Below are 21,048 nucleotides of genomic sequence, written 5' to 3'. Positions count from 1 at the left end.
TTGGTTCTGTGAGACATTTCCGCTTAATTTTTTTCGCCACGCACCCCCCAGGAGACAAGCATGTCGGCAAATCCCGAGAACACCCACGGCTCGGCCGCGAACGACGCGGATGCACAAGAGACCCGTGAATGGACCGATGCGCTGTCCGCAGTGATCCAGAGCGAAGGCCCCGAACGGGCGCACTTCCTGCTCGAACAACTGCTCGAGCACGCGCGCCAGAACAGCATCGACAAGCCGTTCTCGGCCAACACGGCCTACATCAACACCCTGGAGCCCGATCAGGAGGAGCGTTCGCCGGGCAACCTGGAGATCGAGGAACGCCTGCGGTCCTACATGCGCTGGAACGCGATGGCCATGGTGGTCAAGGCCAACCGCCTGCACCCGCCCGAAGGCGGTGACCTGGGCGGCCACATCGGCTCCTTCGCCTCGCTCGCGAGCATGTTCGGTGCCGGCTTCAACCACTTCTGGCACGCCGAGAGCGAGAACCATGGCGGCGATTGCCTCTACATCCAGGGCCACGTCTCGCCCGGCATCTATGCCCGCGCCTATCTCGAGGGCCGCCTGACCGAGGAGCAGCTGCTCAACTTCCGCCAGGAAGTCGACGGCAAGGGACTCTCCAGCTATCCGCACCCGAAGCTGATGCCCGAGTTCTGGCAGTTCCCGACCGTGTCGATGGGCCTGGGTCCGCTCATGGCGATCTACCAGGCGCGTTTCCTGAAGTACCTGCATGCCCGTGGCATCGCCAACACCGAGAACCGCAAGGTCTGGGTGTTCTGCGGCGACGGCGAGATGGACGAGGTCGAGTCGCTGGGAGCGATCGGCCTGGCCGCGCGCGAGAAGCTCGACAACCTGGTGTTCGTCATCAACTGCAACCTGCAGCGCCTGGACGGCCCGGTGCGCGGCAACGGCAAGATCATCCAGGAGCTCGAGGGCGAATTCCGTGGTGCCGGCTGGAACGTCATCAAGCTGATCTGGGGCTCCGGCTGGGATCCGCTGCTGGCGCGCGACAAGGAAGGCGCGCTGCGCAAGCTGATGATGGAAACCAACGACGGTGACTATCAGTCGTTCAAGGCCAACGACGGCGCCTACGTGCGCAAGAACTTCTTCGGCCGTGACCCGCGCACGCTGGAGATGGTCTCCAAGATGAGCGACGACGACATCTGGGCCCTGCGCCGTGGTGGCCACGATGCCCAGAAGGTCTACGCGGCCTTCGACGCGGCGGTCAAGCACCAGGGTCAGCCGACGGTGCTGCTGGTCAAGACCGTCAAGGGCTTCGGCATGGGCAAGATCGGCGAAGGCAAGAACAACGTCCACCAGACCAAGAAGCTGGCCGACGAGGACATCAAGATCTTCCGCGACCGCTTCAACATCCCGATCCCCGACAGCCAGCTCGCCGACATCCCGTTCTACAAGCCGGCCGACGACACGCCGGAGATGAAGTACCTGCACGAACGCCGCAAGGCGCTCGGCGGCTACCTGCCGCATCGCCGCGTCAAGGCCGACGAGAGCTTCACCGTGCCGGCGCTGGAGACCTTCAAGTCGGTGCTGGAGCCGACCGCCGAAGGCCGCGAGATCTCCACCACCCAGGCCTACGTGCGCTTCCTGACGCAGCTGCTGCGCGACCAGGCCCTGGGCCCGCGCGTGGTGCCGATCCTGGTCGACGAGGCACGCACCTTCGGCATGGAGGGGTTGTTCCGCCAGATCGGCATCTACAACCCCGCCGGCCAGCAGTACACCCCGGTCGACAAGGACCAGGTCATGTACTACAAGGAAGACAAGGCCGGCCAGATCCTGCAGGAAGGCATCAACGAGGCCGGCGGCATGTCCAGCTGGATCGCCGCGGCGACCTCGTACAGCACCAACAACCGCATCATGGTGCCGTTCTACGTCTACTACTCGATGTTCGGCTTCCAGCGCATCGGCGACCTGGCCTGGGCGGCGGGCGACATGCAGGCGCGCGGCTTCCTGCTGGGTGGCACCTCGGGTCGCACCACGCTCAACGGCGAGGGCCTGCAGCACGAGGACGGTCACAGCCACATCCTGGCCAATACCATCCCCAACTGCGTGAGCTACGACCCGACGTTCGCGCACGAGGTCGGCGTGATCCTGCACCACGGCTTGAAGCGCATGGTGGAGAAGCAGGACAACGTCTACTACTACCTGACGCTGCTCAACGAGAACTACCCCATGCCCGGCCTGCAGCCCGGCACCGAGGAACAGATCATCAAGGGCATGTACCTGTGCCGCCAGGCGACGGTGGTCAAGCCCGCCAAGGGCGAGAAGGCGGCTCCGACCGTGCAGCTGCTGGGCAGCGGCACCATCCTGCGCGAGAGCTTCTTCGCCCAGGAACTGCTGGAGAAGGACTGGGGCGTGAGCGCGGCGGTGTGGAGCTGCACCAGCTTCAACGAACTGACCCGCGACGGCCAGGATGCCGACCGCTGGAACCTGCTGCACCCGACGAGCGAACCGCGTCTGTCGTATGTGGCGCAGCAGCTCGCCGCCAGCGAGGGTCCGGTGGTGGCCTCGACCGACTACATGAAGGCCTACGCCGAGCAGATCCGTCCCTACATCCCCAAGGGCCGCAACTACAAGGTGCTGGGCACCGATGGCTTCGGTCGCAGCGACTTCCGCAGCAAGCTGCGCGAGCATTTCGAGATCAACCGCCATTTCATCGTCGTCTCCGCGCTCAAGGCGCTGGCCGAGGATGGCGTGCTGCCGGCCTCGAAGGTCGCCGAGGCGATCGCCAAGTACGGCATCAATGCCGAAAAGGTCAACCCGCTCTACGCATAAACCAAGCGCAACCCACAACCGATGCGCCCCACGGGCGGGAGACAACAGACATGGCAGCAGTGGAAGTCAAGGTGCCGGACATCGGCGATTTCGATGAAGTCGCGGTGATCGAGGTGCTGGTGAAGGTGGGCGACACGGTCAAGGCCGAACAGTCGCTGATCACGGTGGAGTCGGACAAGGCGTCGATGGAGATCCCGTCGTCGACCGCCGGTGTCGTCAAGGAAATCAAGGTCGAGGTCGGCGGCAAGGTCAAGGAAGGATCGGTCGTGCTGATCGTGGAGGCCGAGGGCGCCGCCAGCGCGGCTCCCGCGCCGGCCGCCGCCGCGCCGGCGCCGGCACCGGCACCGGCACCGGCACCGGCACCGGCTGCAGCGTCACCGGCCCCGGCCCCGGCCGCCTCGGGCGGTCCGGTCGAGGTCAAGGTGCCCGACATCGGCGACTTCAAGGATGTCGCGGTGATCGAGCTGCTGGTGAAGGTGGGCGACACGGTCAAGGCCGAGCAGTCGCTGATCACGGTGGAGTCGGACAAGGCGTCGATGGAGATCCCGTCGTCGAGCGCCGGCGTGCTCAAGGAACTGAAGGTCAAGGTCGGCGACACCGTGAACATCGGCGACCTGATCGCCGTGCTGGAAGGCACGGGCGGCGGTGCGGCACCAGCACCGGCGCCCGCCGCGTCGGCGCCCGCACCCGCCGCATCGGCGCCCGCACCCGCAACGGCGACGGCCAGCGCCCCGGCGGCGGCTCCGGCCACCGCGTCGGCGCCCGCGCCCGGCGCGCACAACCCGACGGTGGCGCCCTCGGGCAGCTTGCCGCACGCGTCGCCGTCGGTGCGCAAGTTCGCGCGCGAACTGGGCGTGCCGCTCGACGAGGTCAAGGGCACCGGTCCCAAGGGCCGCATCACGCAGGAGGACATCCAGGGCTTCACGCGCGCCGTCATGAGCGGCCAGACGACCACCCGCGCCGTCAGCGCCAAGGCACCGGCCGCCGCATCGGGTGGTGGCGATGGCGCCGCGCTGGGTCTGATCCCCTGGCCGAAGGTCGACTTCGCGAAGTTCGGTCCGGTCGAGCGCAAGGACCTCTCGCGCATCAAGAAGATCAGCGGCGCCAACCTGCACCGCAACTGGGTGATGATCCCGCACGTCACCAACAACGACGAAGCCGACATCACCGAGCTGGAGGCCTTCCGCGTCGCCACCAACAAGGAGAACGAGAAGTCGGGCGTGAAGGTCACGATGCTGGCCTTCGTGATCAAGGCCATGGTCTCGGCACTGCGCAAGTTCCCCGAGTTCAACGCCAGCCTCGACGGCGACCAGCTGGTCTACAAGCAGTACTTCAACATCGGCTTCGCCGCCGACACGCCCAACGGGCTGGTCGTGCCGGTCCTCAAGGACGCCGACAAGAAGGGCATCATGCAGATCAGCGCCGAGATGGGCGAGCTGGCCAAGAAGGCGCGCGACGGCAAGCTCGGCGCGGCCGACATGCAGGGCGGCTCGATCTCCATCAGCTCGCTCGGCGGCATCGGCGGCACGCACTTCACGCCCATCATCAACGCGCCGGAAGTGGCGATCCTCGGCCTGTCCAAGGGCGCGATGAAGCCGGTGTGGGACGGCAAGCAGTTCGTCCCGCGCCTGATGCTGCCGCTGTCGCTGTCGTTCGACCACCGGGTCATCGACGGTGCCCTGGCCGCGCGCTTCAACGCCTACCTGGGCCAGGTCCTCGCCGACTTCCGCCGGGTCCTGCTCTAAGAACCAAGGGACGATCGAGATGAGCGAACAACAGATCAAGGTGCCGGACATCGGCGATTTCGACGAAGTCGCGGTGATCGAGGTGCTGGTGAAGGTGGGCGACACGGTCAAGGCCGAGCAGTCGCTGATCACGGTGGAATCGGACAAGGCATCGATGGAGATTCCGTCGTCCGCCGCGGGCGTCGTGAAGTCGCTGGCCGTGAAGGTGGGCGACAAGGTCAAGGAGGGGTCGGTCGTGCTGGTGCTGGAAGCGGCCGTGGGCGCGAGCGCGCCGGCTCCCGCACCGGCCGCCGCCGCCGACGATGCGGCCTCCAGGCCGGCCACGGTCGGCGAGAGCCAGGCGCCCGCGCCCGCTCCGGCGGCCGCGGCGCAGGCCCAGGCGCCGGCCGCGCCCCAGCCCGCGGGATCGTATGGCGGCCCGGTCGACGTCGAATGCGACGTGCTGGTGCTCGGTGCCGGCCCCGGTGGCTATTCCGCCGCCTTCCGCGCCGCCGACCTCGGCCTCAAGGTCGTGATGGTCGAGCGCTACGCCACCCTCGGCGGCGTCTGCCTGAACGTCGGCTGCATTCCCTCGAAGGCCCTGCTGCACGTGGCCGCCGTCATGGACGAGGTCAAGCATTTCGCCGACATCGGCGTCGACTTCGGCGAGCCGGTGATCGACCGCGCGAAGCTGCGTGGCCGCAAGGAACAGGTCGTCGGCAAGTTGACCGGCGGCCTGGCCGCCATGGCCAAGATGCGCAAGGTGACGGTGGTGCGTGGCGTCGGCGAATTCGTCGACCCCTACCACGTCACGGTGCAGGAGACCTCGGGCGAGGGCCGCGACACCACCGGCAAGGCGCAGACCGTCAAGTTCCGCCACTGCATCATCGCGGCGGGCTCGCAGGCCGTGCACCTGCCGTTCATGCCCAAGGACCCGCGCGTGGTCGACTCGACCGGCGCGCTGGCGCTGGCCGTGGAACCCAAGCGCATGCTGATCCTGGGCGGCGGCATCATCGGCCTGGAGATGGGCTCGGTGTATTCGTCGCTCGGCGCGCGGCTGGACGTGGTCGAGATGCTCGATGGCCTGATGCAGGGCGCCGACCGCGACCTGGTCAAGGTCTGGCAGAAGATGAACGCGCCGCGCTTCGACAACATCATGCTCAAGACCAAGACGGTGGGCGCCGAGGCGACGCCGGAGGGCATCAAGGTGACGTTCGAGGGTGAGAACGCCCCCAAGGAACCGCAGGTGTACGACCTGGTGCTGCAGGCCGTCGGCCGCAGCCCGAACGGCAAGAAGATCGGGGCCGAGAAGGCCGGCGTGGCGGTGAGCGATCGCGGCTTCATCCCGGTCGACATCCAGATGCGCACCAACGTCGGCCACATCTTCGCCATCGGCGACATCGTCGGCCAGCCGATGCTGGCGCACAAGGCGGTGCACGAGGCGCATGTGGCGGCCGAGGTGATCGCCGGCGAGCAGCAGGGCAACAAGGAGCTGGCGAGCGCCGCCTTCAATGCCCGCGTGATCCCGAGCGTGGCCTATACCGATCCGGAAGTGGCCTGGGTCGGCCTGACCGAGGACCAGGCCAAGGCCGAAGGCATCAAGGTGACCAAGGGACTGTTCCCCTGGACCGCCTCGGGCCGGGCCATCGCCAACGGGCGCGACGAGGGCTTCACCAAGCTGCTGTTCGACGAGAGCCATCGCATCGTCGGCGGCGGCATCGTCGGCACGCATGCCGGCGACATGATCGGCGAGGTGGCCCTGGCCATCGAGATGGGTGCCGACGCCATCGACATCGGCAAGACGATCCATCCGCATCCCACGCTGGGCGAGAGCATCGGCATGGCGGCGGAGGTCGCGCATGGCAGTTGCACCGACCTGCCGCCGGTGAAGAAGAAGTGAGTGGCCGGGGGCGCCGGCGGAACCGGCGGCTCCGAGGCGTCGCTCCGTGTCCGGTGCGCCGCCAGCAGACGACAAAAAACCCGCCTCGGCGGGTTTTTTGTCGTCCGGCCTCCGGATGGAGCGTCGATCAGTCGGTCGAGCCGGCGGGGCGGGGCGTCCTCATTCGCCACCCGCCTCCGACGCGTTGGTGATGGTGGCCGGCACCCGGTCGGCGGCCGATGCCTGGACGCGCCGGGCGCCATCGAAGCGGCGCTGCCAGTAGTTGCCGTCGAAGTTCTCGACCCGCACCGTGGCACCCGGCTTGGGTGCATGGATGAACTTGCCGTCGCCGATGTAGATGCCGACATGGCTGAAGGCACGGCGCATCGTGTTGAAGAACACCAGATCACCCGGCTTCAGGTCGGTGCGGTCGATCTTCTCGGTGGCGGCGGCCTGTTCCTCGGCACGACGTGGCAGCAGGTGACCGATGGTCTGGGTATAGATGGCGCGGACGAAGCCGCTGCAGTCGAAGCCGGTCTCGGCGGAGTTGCCGCCACGGCGATAGGGGACACCGAGAAAACCGAAGGCGGTGTCGACCAGGCTGGAGGTGCGATCGACGACGTTCTGCCGGACCTGCTGCAGGTGGCTGATCAGCCCGCGTTCGAACAGCAGCCGGTCCATGGCTTCCGAGCGGTCCTGGGGAGGTGAGGCATGAGCAGTCGAAACCAGGACGAGCGCGGCAAGTAGGACGGTAAAACGCATGCCGCGTAGGATATTGACGACGACAGTGAGTGTCAACCTCGAATCAACATTACTTACCTCGTGCAAGTTGTTGTTTCAAATGGATTTTATTATTTTTTTGCAAATCGGCTATGAAATCGTTGATCAGAAGAAAGCAAGCTGTCAATTATAAAGTACAACAAAAGTTTATTAAGTTATGTGATGTTGTAGTCATTTTTACTAAAACTAAATTCCACTTTTTGAGAGAGCCAACCATGACCTTGCGGCCAGAAATCACTGATCGGCAGCCGAAGTGGCGCCTGCTCGTCCTGGGTCTGGCGCTCGTGGCCGGATCGGCCATGGCGCAGGTGCGGGGACAGATCCTGACTGCCGAGCTGGAGAATCCGTGGGGTCTGGCGTTCCTGCCGGAGGGACGTTTCCTGGTCAGCGAGAAGACGGGACGCCTGCGCGTCGTGGAGCCCGACGGCAAGGTCGGCGCGGCGCTCCAGGGCCTGCCGGCGATCGCCTCGGGCGGGCAGGGCGGACTGCTCGACGTGCTGGCCGATTCGGCCGTCGCGACCAACCGCACGATCTATTTCTGTTTTTCTGAACCCGCCGCGGCCGGAGCCTCCGGCAACAGCACGGCACTGGCCAGTGCGCGGCTGTCGGCCGACCGCACCCGGCTTGAGACGGTGCGGGTCCTGTTCAGTCAGAAGCCCAAGGTCGCGAGTTCGGCGCACTTCGGCTGCCGCATCGTCGAAGCCCGCGACGGCACGCTGTTCCTCACGCTGGGCGATCGTTTCAGCCGCAAGGAGGACGCGCAGAAGCTCGACAACCATCTGGGCAAGGTCGTGCGCATCCGCAAGGATGGCACGGTGCCGCCGGACAATCCGTTCGTCCGGCGCGCCGGAGCCCTGCCCGAGATCTGGAGCTATGGGCACCGCAATGGCCAGGGCGCCACGCTGGCGCCCGATGGCCGTCTCTGGATGACCGAGCATGGCCCGCAGGGCGGCGACGAGATCAACGTGCCCGAAGCCGGCAGGAACTATGGCTGGCCGGTGATCACCTATGGCGAGAACTATGGCGGCGGCAGGATCGGCGATGGCAGCACCGCCCGCGATGGCATGGAGCAACCGGTGCACTACTGGGTGCCGTCGATCGCGACCTCGGGCATGGCCTTCCTGACCAGCGACCGCTATGGCGCGGGCTGGAAGGGCAATCTCTTCGTCGGCTCGCTGAAGTTCGGCTATCTCGACCGCATCGAGCTCAAGGACGGCAAGGTCGTCGCCGAGCACAAGCTGCTCGAGGATGGCCGGGCGCGCATCCGCGACGTCAAGCAGGGTCCCGATGGCTGGCTCTACGTGCTGACCGACGAGTCGCGCGGCAAGCTCATCCGGCTGCAGGCCGACTGACTCCCCAGGCCGCACGCCACGGGGACACCACTCAGCCGCAGGACGGCAGGGGCAGCGTCGACAGCAGCGACTGCCAGAGGCGCTTCCATTCCGGCCAGTCGTGGCCGCCCGGCGTGGTCGCCACACGCCCGGCGGGCAGGGCGGCGGCGAGCAGACGATGGCTGAAGGCGAAGCGGTCGTCCTGGCCATAACCCAGATAGAGCGGGGGTCCTTTCATGGCCGGGTCCTGCGCCGCCTGCGTCTGCGCCTGCAGCCAGCGCCACAGAGCCGGGTCGCGCGATTCGCGCGGCTCGCTGCGCGCCGGCAGCACCGGCCCGGTCGGCGCCTGCCAGCGCGCCAGGCCGCCGGCATTGCCGATCTCGGTGGCCGTGGCGCGTTCGCCCAGATACGGCGCGATCAGCACCAGGCCGTCGAGTTCGGTCGGATGCGCCTGGGCATACAGCACGCCGCCGAGTCCGCCGAGCGAAATGCCGGCGATCCAGATCGAGCGGTAGCCACGTGCGCGGGCCGGCTCGATCACGTCCTCGCGCAGGCGGCGCACCACGGCGAGCGTGTCGTCGTAGTAGCCCAGGTGCGCATCCGCCCGCACCATGTCGACCGCCAGCCGGCGCTGCCGGACGGCATCCATGAAGCCCTCGCGTTCGAACTCGTCGATCGACGAGCGCGCTCCCGGCAGCAGCACCAGCAGCGTCGAGGTCTGCGCCAAACAGGCGCCGGCGTCGAAGCGCAGGGGCATCGGCACGGAGGCCGGACGCGAGGCGCACCCGGCGCCGAGCAGGGCGCAGAGCGCGATCGACAGGGAGGAGATTCGGCGCATCGCCGCAGTCTATGCGCGCCGGGCGCCTGGCCGGTGCGCCGCGGTGGTACGGTTCGGTCTGCATGCCGCGACGTGCGTGCCAGCCACCCATCCTTCGTCATTTTTTGAACCCACCGATTCCATGCTGCTCGACGCTTCCCAATCCCAGCTCGTGCTGGTCGACTACCAGTCCCGCCTGATGCCCGCCATCCTCGAAGGCGATGCGACGGTGGCCAACGCGGTGCGGCTGGCCCGCATCGCCGCGCTGGTCGACGTGCCGGTCTGGGGCACCGAACAGAACCCGTCCAAGCTCGGCGAGAACCTGCCGGAGATCCGCACGCTGTGCCGCCGGACCCTGGCCAAGATGCACTTCAGCGGTGTCGAGGAAGGACTCGGCGAATGGCTGCGGGCCCCGGCCAAGGCTCCACAGGGCAATGCGCGCAGCCTGCCCAAGCACCTGCAGAAACCGGCCGCCGCCGAGGAGCGCAACACCATCGTCATCGCCGGCTGCGAGGCGCATGTCTGCCTGCTGCAGACGGCGCTGGATCTGCTGGAGGAGGAGTTCGAGGTCTGGGTCGTGACCGACGCCTGCAGTTCGCGCACCGAACGCAATCGCGATGCGGCCTTCGACCGCTTGGCCGGCGCCGGTGCCGAACTGGTCACGACCGAGATGGTGGGCTTCGAGTGGCTGGGCACGGCCGAGCATCCCCGGTTCCGCGAATTCCTCGAGCTGATCCGCTGAACCTCCGGGAGGCCGGCCTGCCCCGGCTGGGGCATCGGCCCGCATGAATCTGTGGGATTGGGACGACATGTCGTCGAAAGGGCTTTCGACGCGTCGTGGCACAATCGTAAAGTACTAGGCCCTTCCCCAGCCACAGTCGCATCCGCCAATCGGTTCAGCCGTGTCGCGGAAGGTTTCTCAAACCAGCTAATGCTTCCCAGAGGGGAGCGAAGGTCAGCGGAATAATGAGCGATTCAACGACGCCCTCGGCGTCTGCCCACCAGATCTATCAAGCCTATGAAGGCAGTACCTATCTCTTCGGCGGCAACGCGCCGTATGTCGAGGAGATGTACGAAAACTATCTGGCCAATCCCGGCAGCGTGCCCGACAACTGGCGCACCTACTTCGACGCCCTGCAGCATGTGCCCTCGGCCGACGGTGGCAACACCCGCGACGTGCCGCACCTGCCCGTGGTCAATGCCTTCGCCGAGCGCGCCAAGCAGGGCACGACCCGCGTCGTGCACGCGAGCGGCGCCGATTCCGAGCTCGGTCGCCAGCGCACCGCCGTCCAGCAGCTGATCGCGGCCTACCGCAACGTCGGCGCCCGCTGGGCCGACCTCGATCCGCTCAAGCGCACCGAGCGGCCGTCGATCCCCGAGCTGGAGCCGTCGTTCTACGGCTTCACCGACGCCGACCTCGAAACGGTCTTCAACACCAGCAACACCTTCTTCGGCAAGGACACGATGTCCCTGCGCGATCTGCTCAACGCCCTGCGCGAGACCTATTGCGGCACGATCGGCGTGGAGTACATGTACACCACCGACCAGAACCAGAAGCGCTGGTGGCAGCAACGGCTCGAGAGCGATCGCGCCAACCCGAAATTCAATGCCGAGCAGAAGAGGCACGTGCTCGAGCGCCTGACGGCGGCCGAGGGCCTGGAGCGCTTCCTGCACACCAAGTACGTCGGCCAGAAGCGCTTCTCGCTCGAAGGCGGCGAGAGCTTCATCGTCTCGATGGACGAGATCATCAACGGCGCCGGCGAGAAGGGCGTGCAGGAGATCGTGATCGGCATGGCCCACCGTGGCCGCCTGAACGTGCTGGTGAATTCGCTGGGCAAGCTGCCGGCCGACCTGTTCGCCGAGTTCGACCACACCGCGCCCGAGGACCTGCCCAGCGGCGACGTCAAGTACCACCAGGGCTTCAGCTCCGACGTCACCACGCGTGGCGGCCCGGTGCACCTGAGCCTGGCGTTCAACCCGTCGCACCTGGAGATCGTCAACCCGGTGGTCGAGGGCTCGGTGCGCGCGCGCATGGACCGTCGCGACGACCCGCAGGGCAAGCAGGTGCTGCCCATCATCGTGCACGGCGACGCGGCCTTCGCCGGCCAGGGCGTCGTCATGGAGACGCTGGCGCTCGCCGAGACGCGCGGCTATCACACCGGCGGCACGGTGCACCTGGTCATCAACAACCAGATCGGCTTCACCACCAGCGATCCGCGCGACAGCCGCTCGACGCTGTACTGCTCGGACATCGTCAAGATGATCGAGGCGCCGGTGCTGCACGTGAACGGCGACGACCCCGAAGCCGTGGTGCTGGCCTCGCAACTGGCGCTGGACTTCCGCATGGAATTCCAGAAGGACGTGGTCGTCGACATCATCTGTTTCCGCAAGCTGGGCCACAACGAGCAGGACACCCCCTCGCTGACCCAGCCGCTGATGTACAAGAAGATTGCCCAGCATCCGGGCACGCGCCGTCTCTACGCCGACAAGCTCGCCGCCCAGGGTCTGGGCGACACGCTCGGCGACGACATGGTCAAGGCGCAGCGCGCCGCCTTCGACGCCGGCAAGAACACCACCAACCCGGTGCTGACGAACTTCAAGAGCAAGTACGCCGTCGACTGGAGTCCCTACCTCAACAAGAAGTGGACCGATGCCGCCGACACCGCCCTGCCGACGGCGGAGTGGAAGCGTCTGGCCGAGCGCATCACCACCGTGCCCGCTGGCTTCACGGTGCATCCGCTGGTCAAGAAGGTGCTCGACGATCGCGCCGCCATGGGTCGCGGCGACGTCAACGTCGACTGGGGCATGGGCGAGCACATGGCCTTCGCCTCGCTGGTGGCCAGCGGCTATCCGGTGCGCCTGTCGGGCGAGGATTGCGGTCGTGGCACGTTCACGCACCGCCACGCCGTGCTGCACGACCAGAACCGCGAGAAGTTCGACGAGGGCACCTACGTGCCGCTGCAGAACGTGACCGACAACCAGGCTCCGTTCGTCGTCATCGACTCGATCCTGTCGGAGGAGGCCGTGCTGGCCTTCGAATACGGCTATGCCTCGAACGATCCCAACACGCTGGTGATCTGGGAAGCGCAGTTCGGCGACTTCGTCAACGGCGCGCAGGTCGTGATCGACCAGTTCATCGCCTCCGGCGAAGTGAAGTGGGGCCGCGTCAACGGCCTGACCATGATGCTGCCGCACGGCTACGAGGGCCAGGGTCCGGAGCACAGCTCGGCGCGCCTGGAGCGCTTCATGCAGCTGAGCGCCGACACCAACATGCAGGTCGTGCAGCCCACCACCGCCAGCCAGATCTTCCACCTGCTGCGCCGCCAGATGGTGCGCAACCTGCGCAAGCCGCTGGTCATCCTCACGCCCAAGTCGCTGCTGCGCAACAAGGACGCGACCTCGCCGCTGGCCGAGTTCACCAAGGGCTCGTTCCAGACCGTCATCCCCGACAGCCGCAACCTGAAGGCGGAGAAGGTCCGCCGCGTGATCGCGTGCTCGGGCAAGGTCTACTACGACCTGGCCAAGAAGCGCGAGGAGAAGGGTGCCGACGACGTCGCCATCATCCGCGTCGAGCAGCTCTATCCGTTCCCGCACAAGGCGTTCGCCACCGAGATCCGCAAGTATCCGAACCTGGTGGATGTCGTCTGGACGCAGGACGAGCCGCAGAACCAGGGCGCCTGGTTCTTCGTGCAGCACTACATCCACGAGAACCTCTCCGAAGGCCAGAAGCTCGGCTATGCCGGGCGCACCGCCTCGGCCTCGCCGGCGGTGGGCTACTCGCACCTCCACCAGGAGCAGCAGAAGGCGCTGGTCGATGCCGCCTTCGCCAAGCTCAAGGGCTTCGTCCTCACCAAGTAAATCCGGCCCGGGAAGTCGCGGACGCGCCCCGGCGCGCTCGCGCTTTCCGCACGGCGCCGTCCCGCCACCCCGCAAGTCATAAAGAAGAGAACAACCACCATGTCCATCGTTGAAGTCAAAGTCCCGCAGCTCTCCGAATCCGTGGCCGAAGCCACCATGCTGACCTGGAAGAAGAAGGCCGGCGAAGCCGTCGCCATCGACGAGATCCTGATCGAGATCGAGACCGACAAGGTCGTGCTCGAAGTGCCGGCCCCCTCGGCCGGCGTGCTGGCCGAGATCGTCCAGGGCGATGGCGCCACCGTGGTCGCCGACCAGGTGATCGCGCGCATCGACACCGAAGCCAAGGCCGGCGCCGCCGCTCCGGCCGCTGCCGCCCCCGCGCCGGCCGCTTCGGCGCCCGCACCGGCCGCCGCTCCCGCGCCGGCCGCCGCCCCCGTCTCGGGCGGTTCGAAGTCGGACGTCGCCATGCCGGCCGCGGCCAAGCTGCTGGCCGACAACCAGCTCACCGCCGGCGACGTCTCCGGCACCGGCCGCGACGGCCGCGTCACCAAGGGCGACGTGCTCGGCGCCGTGGCCTCGGGCACGACCGCGAAGGCGGCCGCTCCGGCAGCCGCCGCCAAGCCGGCCCTGCAGCAGGTCGCGGCCCCCTCGGCGCCGCAGGACCTGGGCGAGCGTCCGGAGCAGCGCGTGCCCATGAGCCGCCTGCGCGCCCGCATCGCCGAGCGCCTGCTGCAGTCGCAGTCGACCAACGCCATCCTGACGACCTTCAACGAAGTGAACATGGCGCCGGTCATGGACATGCGCAAGAAGTTCCAGGACTCCTTCACCAAGGAGCACGGCGTGAAGCTGGGCTTCATGAGCTTCTTCGTCAAGGCGGCGGTCCACGCGCTCAAGAAGTTCCCGGTCATCAATGCCTCGGTCGACGGCAACGACATCGTCTACCACGGCTACTTCGACATCGGCATCGCGGTGGGTTCGCCGCGCGGCCTGGTGGTGCCGATCCTGCGCAACGCCGACCAGATGAGCTTCGCGGACATCGAGAAGAAGATCGCCGAGTTCGGCAAGAAGGCCCAGGACGGCAAGCTCGGCATCGAGGACATGACCGGCGGCACCTTCTCGATCTCCAATGGCGGCACCTTCGGCTCGATGCTGTCGACCCCGATCATCAACCCGCCCCAGTCGGCCATCCTGGGCGTGCATGCGACCAAGGACCGCGCCGTGGTGGAGAACGGCCAGATCGTGATCCGTCCGATGAACTACCTCGCCATGAGCTACGACCACCGCATCATCGACGGCCGCGAAGCCGTGCTGGGCCTGGTGGCCATGAAGGAAGCGCTGGAAGATCCGTCGCGCCTCCTGTTTGACATCTGATCCAACCCCCAGTCTTCGCGCACTTCGTGTCGCTTCGCCAACCCCCTCTCGGGGGGCGACACCGGCGGCCCGGCAAAGCCGGTTCCACGGTGTCCTGGCGAAGAGGCGCTCCCTGAAAGAGTTTTATGTCTAAGCAATTCGACGTCGTCGTGATCGGTGGCGGTCCCGGTGGCTATATCGCGGCGATCCGCGCGGCGCAGCTCGGCTTCAATGTCGCCTGCGTCGACGAGTGGACCAATGCCAAGGGCGGCCCGGCTCCGGGCGGCACCTGCACCAACGTCGGGTGCATCCCGTCGAAGGCGCTGCTGCAGTCGTCCGAGCATTTCGAGCAGGCCGGCCATTCGTTCGCCGACCATGGCATCGACGTCCAGGGCCTGAGCCTCGACGTCGGCCGGATGCTGGCGCGCAAGGACACCGTCGTGAAGCAGAACAACGATGGCATCCTGTACCTGTTCAAGAAGAACAAGATCGCCTTCTTCCACGGCCGCGCGTCGTTCGTGAAGGCCGCCGAGGGCGGCTACGAGCTGAAGGTCGCCGGCGCCGCCGAGGAGAGCATCTCCGGCAAGCACATCGTGGTGGCCACCGGCTCCAATGCCCGGGCACTGCCGGGCGCTCCCTTCGACGAGAAGAACATTTTGTCCAACGACGGCGCGCTGCGCATCGGCGCGGTGCCCAAGAAGCTTGCGCTGATCGGCTCCGGCGTCATCGGCCTGGAAATGGGCTCGGTCTGGCGCCGCCTGGGTGCCGAGGTCACCGTGCTCGAAGGCCTGCCGACCTTCCTCGGCGCGGTCGACGAGCAGATCGCCAAGGAAGCCAAGAAGGCCTTCGACAAGCAGGGCCTGAAGATCGAGCTGGGCGTGAAGGTCGGCGAGATCGCGTCGTCGGACGCCGGCGTGTCGGTGGCCTACACCAGCGCCAAGGGCGAGGCCGTGACGCTCGAGGTCGACAAGCTGATCGTCTCGATCGGCCGCGTGCCCAACACCATCGGCCTGAACGCGGAAGCCGTCGGCCTGGCGCTCGACGAGCGTGGCGCCATCGTGGTGGACGACGAGTGCAGGACCAACCTGCCCAACGTCTGGGCGGTCGGCGACGTGGTGCGCGGCCCGATGCTCGCGCACAAGGCCGAGGAAGAGGGCGTGGCGGTGGCCGAGCGCATCGCCGGCCAGCACGGACACGTCAACTTCAACACCATCCCCTGGGTCATCTACACCCATCCGGAGATCGCCTGGGTTGGCCAGACCGAGCAGCAGCTCAAGGCCAGCGGCCGCGCCTACAAGGCCGGTACCTTCCCGTTCCTGGCCAACGGCCGCGCCCGCGCGCTGGGCGACACGACCGGCATGGTCAAGTTCCTGGCCGATGCCGCCACGGACGAGATCCTCGGCGTGCACATGGTCGGCCCGCAGGTCAGCGAGCTGATCTCCGAGGCCGTGGTCGCGATGGAGTTCAAGGCCAGCGCCGAGGACATCGCCCGCATCTGCCACGCCCATCCTTCGCTCTCCGAGGCGACCAAGGAAGCGGCGCTGGCGGTCGACAAGCGCACGCTGAACTTCTGACCGTCCCTTGAGCGTCCAGCAAGCCTACGAGGCGGAGCTCGTCGCGCGCGGGTTCCAGAGCGATCCCGCGCAGCTGCGCGCGGTGGCCGCGCTGGAACGCTGCGCCAACGAGTGGGCCGCCTACAAGACCCAGCGCTCCAACGCGCTGAAGAAGCTCATCCATCGCCCGCAGGTGCCGCGCGGCGTCTACATGTACGGAGGCGTCGGCCGCGGCAAGAGCTTCCTCATGGACTGCTTCTTCAACGCGGTGCCGATCCGGCGCAAGACCCGCCTGCACTTCCATGAATTCATGCGCGAGGTGCATCGCGAGCTCGCCGAGCTGCAGGGCATCGTCAACCCGCTCGACGAGCTGGGGCGACGCATCTCCAAGCGCTTCAAGCTGATCTGCTTCGACGAATTCCACGTCGCCGACATCACCGACGCCATGATCCTGCACCGCCTGCTGGCGGCGCTGTTCGACAACGGCGTGGGCTTCGTGACGACGTCCAATTTCAGGCCCGACGACCTCTATCCCGACGGCCTGCATCGCGACCGCATCCTGCCGGCCATCGCGCTGCTCAACGAGAAGCTGGAGGTGCTGAGCGTCGACAACGGCACCGACTACCGGCGCCGCACCCTCGAGCAGCTGCGCATGTACCTCACGCCCAACGGGCCCGAGGCCGATGCCGAGATGGACCAGGCCTTCGACAAGCTGGCGGAGACGGCCGACGAGGATCCGGTGCTGCACATCGAGCAGCGCGAGATCCAGGCGCGCCGCAAGGCCGGCGGCGTGGTGTGGTTCGACTTCCGCACGCTGTGCGGCGGACCGCGCTCCCAGAACGACTACCTCGAGATCGCGACGCAGTTCCACACCGTGCTGCTCTCGGACGTGCCGGCGATGGCGGCGAACCGGGCCTCCGAGGCGCGGCGCTTCACCTGGCTGGTCGATGTCTTCTACGATCGCCGTGTGAAGCTCGTCATGTCGGCCCAGGTGCCACCGGAGGCGTTGTATACCGAAGGCCAGCTGGCCCACGAGTTCCCGCGCACGGTCTCCCGGCTCAACGAGATGCAGTCGGCCGAGTTCCTCGCGCTCGAACGCCGCACCGTCGACACCCGCCTGACCTGATGAAACCGCCTCGCTCGAAGATCCTGTGCCTCGCCGTGCTCCTGGCCACCGCGCCGGCCTGGGCCCAGACGCTCGCCACCACTGGGGCGCTCGATCTCAAGGCCGAGCGCGACCGGCTGTCGGCCGAGCGCGCCGCCCTCGACCGTCGCGTCAAGGCGGAGCAGGTGGCGTGCTACCAGCGCTTCGCCGTCGAGGACTGCCTGCAGGACAGCCGCCGGCGCCGCCGCGTCGAGGACGACGACCTGCGGCGGCAGGAAGCCGCCATCAGCGACATCGAGCGCAAGCAGCGCGGCGCGGCGCAGCTCGATCGCCTGGAGCAGAAGGAGGCTCCGCGCTCGCAGGACGAACGCGACCAGGCGCTGCAGTCGCAGCAGGATCGCGAACAGCGTGCCGCCGACCATGCGAAGCAGCGCGCCGAGACGGCGGCCCAGGCGCAGTCCAATCGCGAGGCCCTGCAGCGTCGCCAGGCCGCCAATGCCGAGGAGCAGGCGCGGGCGGCCCGCATGCGCGAGGACGCCCCCGAGCGGCGTGCCACCTACGAACGCCGCATCGAGGAAGCCGCCCGGCGCAAGGCGGAGCGGGATCGGCGCAACGCCGAGCGCACCAAGAACGCCGCGCCACTGCCCGCGCCGCCGCCCTGATGCGTGCGGGCCGACGCACGGCTCCTCAGGCCGGTGGCGGATCGATCAGGGCCTCGACCTTCAGCACAGCCAGCGAGATGTTGTCGCCGGTGCCGCGTGCCCGCGTCCGCGCCTCGTTCACCAGCAGTTCCACCGCCACGCGGGGCGGCTGACGCGCCAGCACCGAGCCCAGCTCCTCCGTCTCGAAGTAGTGCCACAGCCCGTCGCTGCAGGCCATCAGCACGTCGCCCGGCTGCAGCGGTTCGTTGGCCTCGATCGAGAGCGGCGGCGCGGTGGCTGTCATGCCCAGGCAACCCATCAGGATGTTGCTCTGCGGATGCGAGATCGCCTGCTCCTCGGTGATCTCGCCCCGGTCGACCAGCATCTGAACATAGGAGTGGTCGCGCGTGCGCTTGAGCAGTCGGCCGCCGCGGAAGTGATAGATGCGCGAATCGCCGGCATGGATCCAGGTGCCTTCGCCGCGCGGGGTCACGAGGAAGGCCGCGAGCGTGCTGTGCGGCTCCTGCTCGCTGGAGAGCGCCGTGAGCTTGATGACCATGTGCGCGTCGTCGAGCAGCTGACGCAGCAGGGCCGCCGGATCGTCCAGGCCGGGCCGGTAGCGCGCGAACAGCTGGTGCGCGGTCATCATGACCTGGTCGGAGGCCTTGCGGCCGCCGCTGCGCCCGCCCATGCCATCGGCCAGCACCACCAGGATGCAGCCGGACGTGCGGGGATGGCCGAGCACCGCGACCTGGTCCTGCTGGTAGGGACGATCGCCTTTGTGAAGACCGGTGGCGGCGGCGAATCTGAAGCCTCGTGTCATGGACGCGGCAGCGCCGGGGCGCTGGATCGGGGGGAATCGGAGAAGCTGTGAGGGGCCGTATTATCGAGTGAAGACGACACGCCCGATGGCGCTTCCGGCCAGCGCTTCGGAGCCATTCGTGTGGTGGTGTCGCCCGAAGCGGCGTTCGTCGTCTCTCCCCATCCACTCGCCGCCAGCCGTCGTCACGGTGCCGGCACCACCATCACGCCCCTTGGAATTTCCGATTTCTCCGCCCCCGCCGGCCGCCGGATCCGACGACCAGACGCTGTCGTCCGAGGTGTTGCGCGCCTTCGAGCCCGATGGCGTGCTGTCGCGCGCGGCCGAGCAGTTCCGCGAACGCGACGGCCAGACCCAGATGGCCCTGGCCGTGGCCCGCACCATCGAGAACGGCGGCGTGCTGGTGGTGGAGGCCGGCACCGGCGTCGGCAAGACCTTCTCGTATCTCGTGCCGGCGCTGCTGAGCGGCGAGCGCGTGCTGCTGTCGACCGCCACCAAGGCGTTGCAGGACCAGCTCTTCGGCCGCGACCTGCCCCGGCTGGTCGAAGCGCTCGGACTGCCGGTGCGCACCGCGCTGCTCAAGGGTCGCGCGAGCTACCTGTGCCTGCACCGGCTCGACCTGGCGCGCCACGACGCCTCGCTGCCCGAACGCGGCGGTGTCCGCATGCTGGCGAAGATCGAGCGCTGGGCGCAGGCCACGCGCAGCGGCGACCTGGCCGAGCTGCCCGGACTCGACGAGCGCTCCCCGCTCATTCCCCTGATCACCTCCACGCGCGAGAACTGCCTGGGTCAGCAGTGCCCGCAGTTCAAGCCCTGCCATGTCAACCTGGCACGCCGCGAAGCGCTGGCGGCCGACGTGGTGGTCATCAACCATCACCTGTTCTTCGCCGACCTGGCGGTGCGCGAGTCCGGCATGGCCGAGCTGCTGCCGAGCGTGCGGGTGGTGGTGTTCGACGAAGCCCACCAGCTCAACGAGACCGGCGTGCAGTTCCTCGGCACCCAGCTGGGAACCGGCCAGACCCTCGATTTCGCGCGCGACATGCTCGCCGCCGGACTGCAGCAGGCGCGCGGGCTGGTCGACTGGACTCGGCTGGTCGCCGAGGTCGAACGCAGCACGCGCGAATTGCGGCTGGCCGCTGGCGCGCAGCGGCCCGGCACGCGGCTGCGCTGGAGCAGTGCCGTGCTGCCGCCACGTGGCGACGGCATGGATGAAGGCCACGACGAGGCGGCCGGTACGATGGCACCCGAAGGCATCCCGCCAGGACCCTGGAACGAGGCCCTGCAGCTGATGCGCGAAGCCTTCGAGGCGGCGGCCGAAGGCCTGGACATGGTGAGCGAGCTGGCGCCGGACTTCGTCCGCCTGCACGAGCGCGCGGTCCGGCTGGCCGAGCGCGCGGCGCGGTTCGCGCGGCCCTGCGCGCTCGGTTCGGTGCGCTGGGTCGACGTCGGCTCGCAGCTGCGGCTGGTGGAATCGCCGCTCGACATCGCCGATGCCATGCGCGCGCGCGTGCTCGGCCGGGCGGTCGATGCCGCCGAGGATCCCGCCGGCACCGGCCGGGCCTGGGTCTTCACCTCGGCCACGCTGGGCGACGACGCGCGGCTGCGCTGGTTCACCGAGCCCTGCGGCCTCGAGGATGCCGAGGTGCTGCGCGTGCACAGCCCGTTCGACTATGCGCGCCAGGCCTCGCTCTACGTGCCGCGCGACTTTCCGAAACCTAACGATCCGTCGCATGGCGAACAGGTCGCCCGGCTGGCCGCGCGGGGCGCCTCACGGCTGGGCGGGCGCACCCTGGTGCTCACCACCACGCTGCGCGCGCTGCGCACCATCGCGGATGCCCTGCGTCGACATCTGGAACTGGTGCCCGACGCCGACCGGCCCGAGGTGCTGGTGCAGGGCGAGCTGCCCAAGCGGGTGCTGATGGACCGTTTTCGCGCCGGCGTGGGCCCGACGGGCGAGGAGGGATCGGGGGCCGTCCCGCAGGCGGGCTGCGTGCTGGTCGCCTCGGCGTCGTTCTGGGAAGGTTTCGACGCGCCGGGCGATGCGCTGCAGTTCGTGGTGATCGACAAGCTGCCGTTTCCGCCCCCTCACGATCCGCTGGTGGAGGCGCGGTCCCGTCGCCTGGAGGCGCAGGGCCGCAACGCGTTCGGGGACTATTCGCTGCCCGAGGCCGCCGTGGCCCTGAAGCAGGGGGCGGGCCGCCTGATCCGGCGCGAGAGCGATGCGGGGGTGCTGGCGATCTGCGATACGCGACTCGCCACGATGGGCTATGGGCGCCGGCTGCTGTCGGCGCTGCCGCCGATGCGACGCCTCAAGGACGTGGGGGAATTCGAGGCGGCGATCGATGCGCTGCGATCACCACCGGAGGCATCGGTCTGAGGAACCGGTGCCGCTGGCTTCAG

At 67.9% G+C, this 21,048-nt stretch carries 14 protein-coding genes; 11 read left to right on the top strand and 3 right to left on the bottom strand.

Features of this window, described 5'->3' with window-relative positions; translation table 11 throughout:
- The first annotated feature begins 60 nt into the window (after positions 1–60).
- Genes aceE through lpdA (AC1MLT_RS08425) form a run of 3 tightly spaced genes read left to right on the top strand, consistent with a single transcriptional unit; the run spans position 61 to position 6,414 of the window.
- On the top strand, positions 61–2,790 hold the full coding sequence (gene aceE, locus AC1MLT_RS08435) for a pyruvate dehydrogenase (acetyl-transferring), homodimeric type (protein WP_481031832.1): 2,730 nt from the start codon (positions 61–63) through the stop codon (positions 2,788–2,790).
- Between the two features lie 50 nt (positions 2,791–2,840).
- On the top strand, positions 2,841–4,535 hold the full coding sequence (gene aceF, locus AC1MLT_RS08430; protein ID WP_481031830.1) for a dihydrolipoyllysine-residue acetyltransferase: 1,695 nt from the start codon (positions 2,841–2,843) through the stop codon (positions 4,533–4,535).
- A gap of 19 nt (positions 4,536–4,554) precedes the next feature.
- Entirely contained in the window at positions 4,555–6,414 is a 1,860-nt protein-coding gene (gene lpdA, locus AC1MLT_RS08425) for a dihydrolipoyl dehydrogenase (RefSeq protein WP_481031828.1), read from the top strand.
- Between the two features lie 159 nt (positions 6,415–6,573).
- Here the strand turns inward: lpdA (AC1MLT_RS08425) and AC1MLT_RS08420 are convergent, their stop codons facing one another.
- Positions 6,574–7,155 (bottom strand): C40 family peptidase, encoded by a 582-nt coding sequence (locus tag AC1MLT_RS08420; RefSeq protein ID WP_481034947.1) that lies wholly within the window; start codon positions 7,153–7,155, stop codon positions 6,574–6,576.
- Between the two features lie 317 nt (positions 7,156–7,472).
- On the opposite strand from AC1MLT_RS08420, the gene AC1MLT_RS08415 reads away from it, so the two are divergent.
- A complete protein-coding gene (locus AC1MLT_RS08415; RefSeq protein ID WP_481034945.1) occupies positions 7,473–8,525 on the top strand; it encodes a PQQ-dependent sugar dehydrogenase in 1,053 nt (350 codons plus the stop codon).
- Between the two features lie 31 nt (positions 8,526–8,556).
- Here the strand turns inward: AC1MLT_RS08415 and AC1MLT_RS08410 are convergent, their stop codons facing one another.
- Positions 8,557–9,342 carry an alpha/beta hydrolase gene (locus AC1MLT_RS08410; RefSeq protein ID WP_481031826.1) on the bottom strand — a complete coding sequence of 262 codons (786 nt, stop codon included), beginning with the start codon at positions 9,340–9,342 and terminating at the stop codon, positions 8,557–8,559.
- A 121-nt stretch (positions 9,343–9,463) separates the two neighbouring features.
- On the opposite strand from AC1MLT_RS08410, the gene AC1MLT_RS08405 reads away from it, so the two are divergent.
- The 6 genes from AC1MLT_RS08405 (at position 9,464) to AC1MLT_RS08380 (ending at position 17,849) form a co-directional block, all read left to right on the top strand.
- Complete coding sequence (locus tag AC1MLT_RS08405; RefSeq protein ID WP_481031824.1) at positions 9,464–10,063, top strand: isochorismatase family protein; 600 nt, start codon at positions 9,464–9,466, stop codon at positions 10,061–10,063.
- A gap of 224 nt (positions 10,064–10,287) precedes the next feature.
- Positions 10,288–13,179 carry a 2-oxoglutarate dehydrogenase E1 component gene (locus AC1MLT_RS08400; protein ID WP_481031822.1) on the top strand — a complete coding sequence of 964 codons (2,892 nt, stop codon included), beginning with the start codon at positions 10,288–10,290 and terminating at the stop codon, positions 13,177–13,179.
- A gap of 99 nt (positions 13,180–13,278) precedes the next feature.
- Positions 13,279–14,550, top strand: coding sequence for a 2-oxoglutarate dehydrogenase complex dihydrolipoyllysine-residue succinyltransferase (gene odhB, locus AC1MLT_RS08395; protein WP_481031820.1), 1,272 nt, complete (start codon positions 13,279–13,281; stop codon positions 14,548–14,550).
- Between the two features lie 125 nt (positions 14,551–14,675).
- Positions 14,676–16,103: a dihydrolipoyl dehydrogenase gene (gene lpdA, locus AC1MLT_RS08390; protein WP_481031818.1), complete on the top strand. Its 1,428-nt coding sequence runs from the start codon at positions 14,676–14,678 to the stop codon at positions 16,101–16,103.
- Positions 16,104–16,110: 7 nt separating this feature from the next.
- On the top strand, positions 16,111–17,208 hold the full coding sequence (gene zapE, locus AC1MLT_RS08385; RefSeq protein WP_481031816.1) for a cell division protein ZapE: 1,098 nt from the start codon (positions 16,111–16,113) through the stop codon (positions 17,206–17,208).
- Positions 17,208–17,849, top strand: coding sequence for a hypothetical protein (locus AC1MLT_RS08380; protein ID WP_481031814.1), 642 nt, complete (start codon positions 17,208–17,210; stop codon positions 17,847–17,849). The genes zapE and AC1MLT_RS08380 overlap by 1 nt, the downstream gene beginning before the upstream one ends.
- 25 nt (positions 17,850–17,874) lie before the next feature.
- Here the strand turns inward: AC1MLT_RS08380 and AC1MLT_RS08375 are convergent, their stop codons facing one another.
- Positions 17,875–18,651, bottom strand: a complete 777-nt coding sequence (locus tag AC1MLT_RS08375; protein WP_481031812.1) for a PP2C family protein-serine/threonine phosphatase — start codon at positions 18,649–18,651, stop codon at positions 17,875–17,877.
- Positions 18,652–18,928: 277 nt separating this feature from the next.
- On the opposite strand from AC1MLT_RS08375, the gene yoaA reads away from it, so the two are divergent.
- Entirely contained in the window at positions 18,929–21,025 is a 2,097-nt protein-coding gene (yoaA, locus tag AC1MLT_RS08370) for a DNA repair helicase YoaA (protein ID WP_481034943.1), read from the top strand.
- The last annotated feature ends 23 nt before the right edge of the window (positions 21,026–21,048 follow it).

It is taken from the genome of Variovorax sp. PEI5 (assembly GCF_056679935.1).
This window is presented reverse-complemented; position numbering and strand designations above follow the sequence as displayed.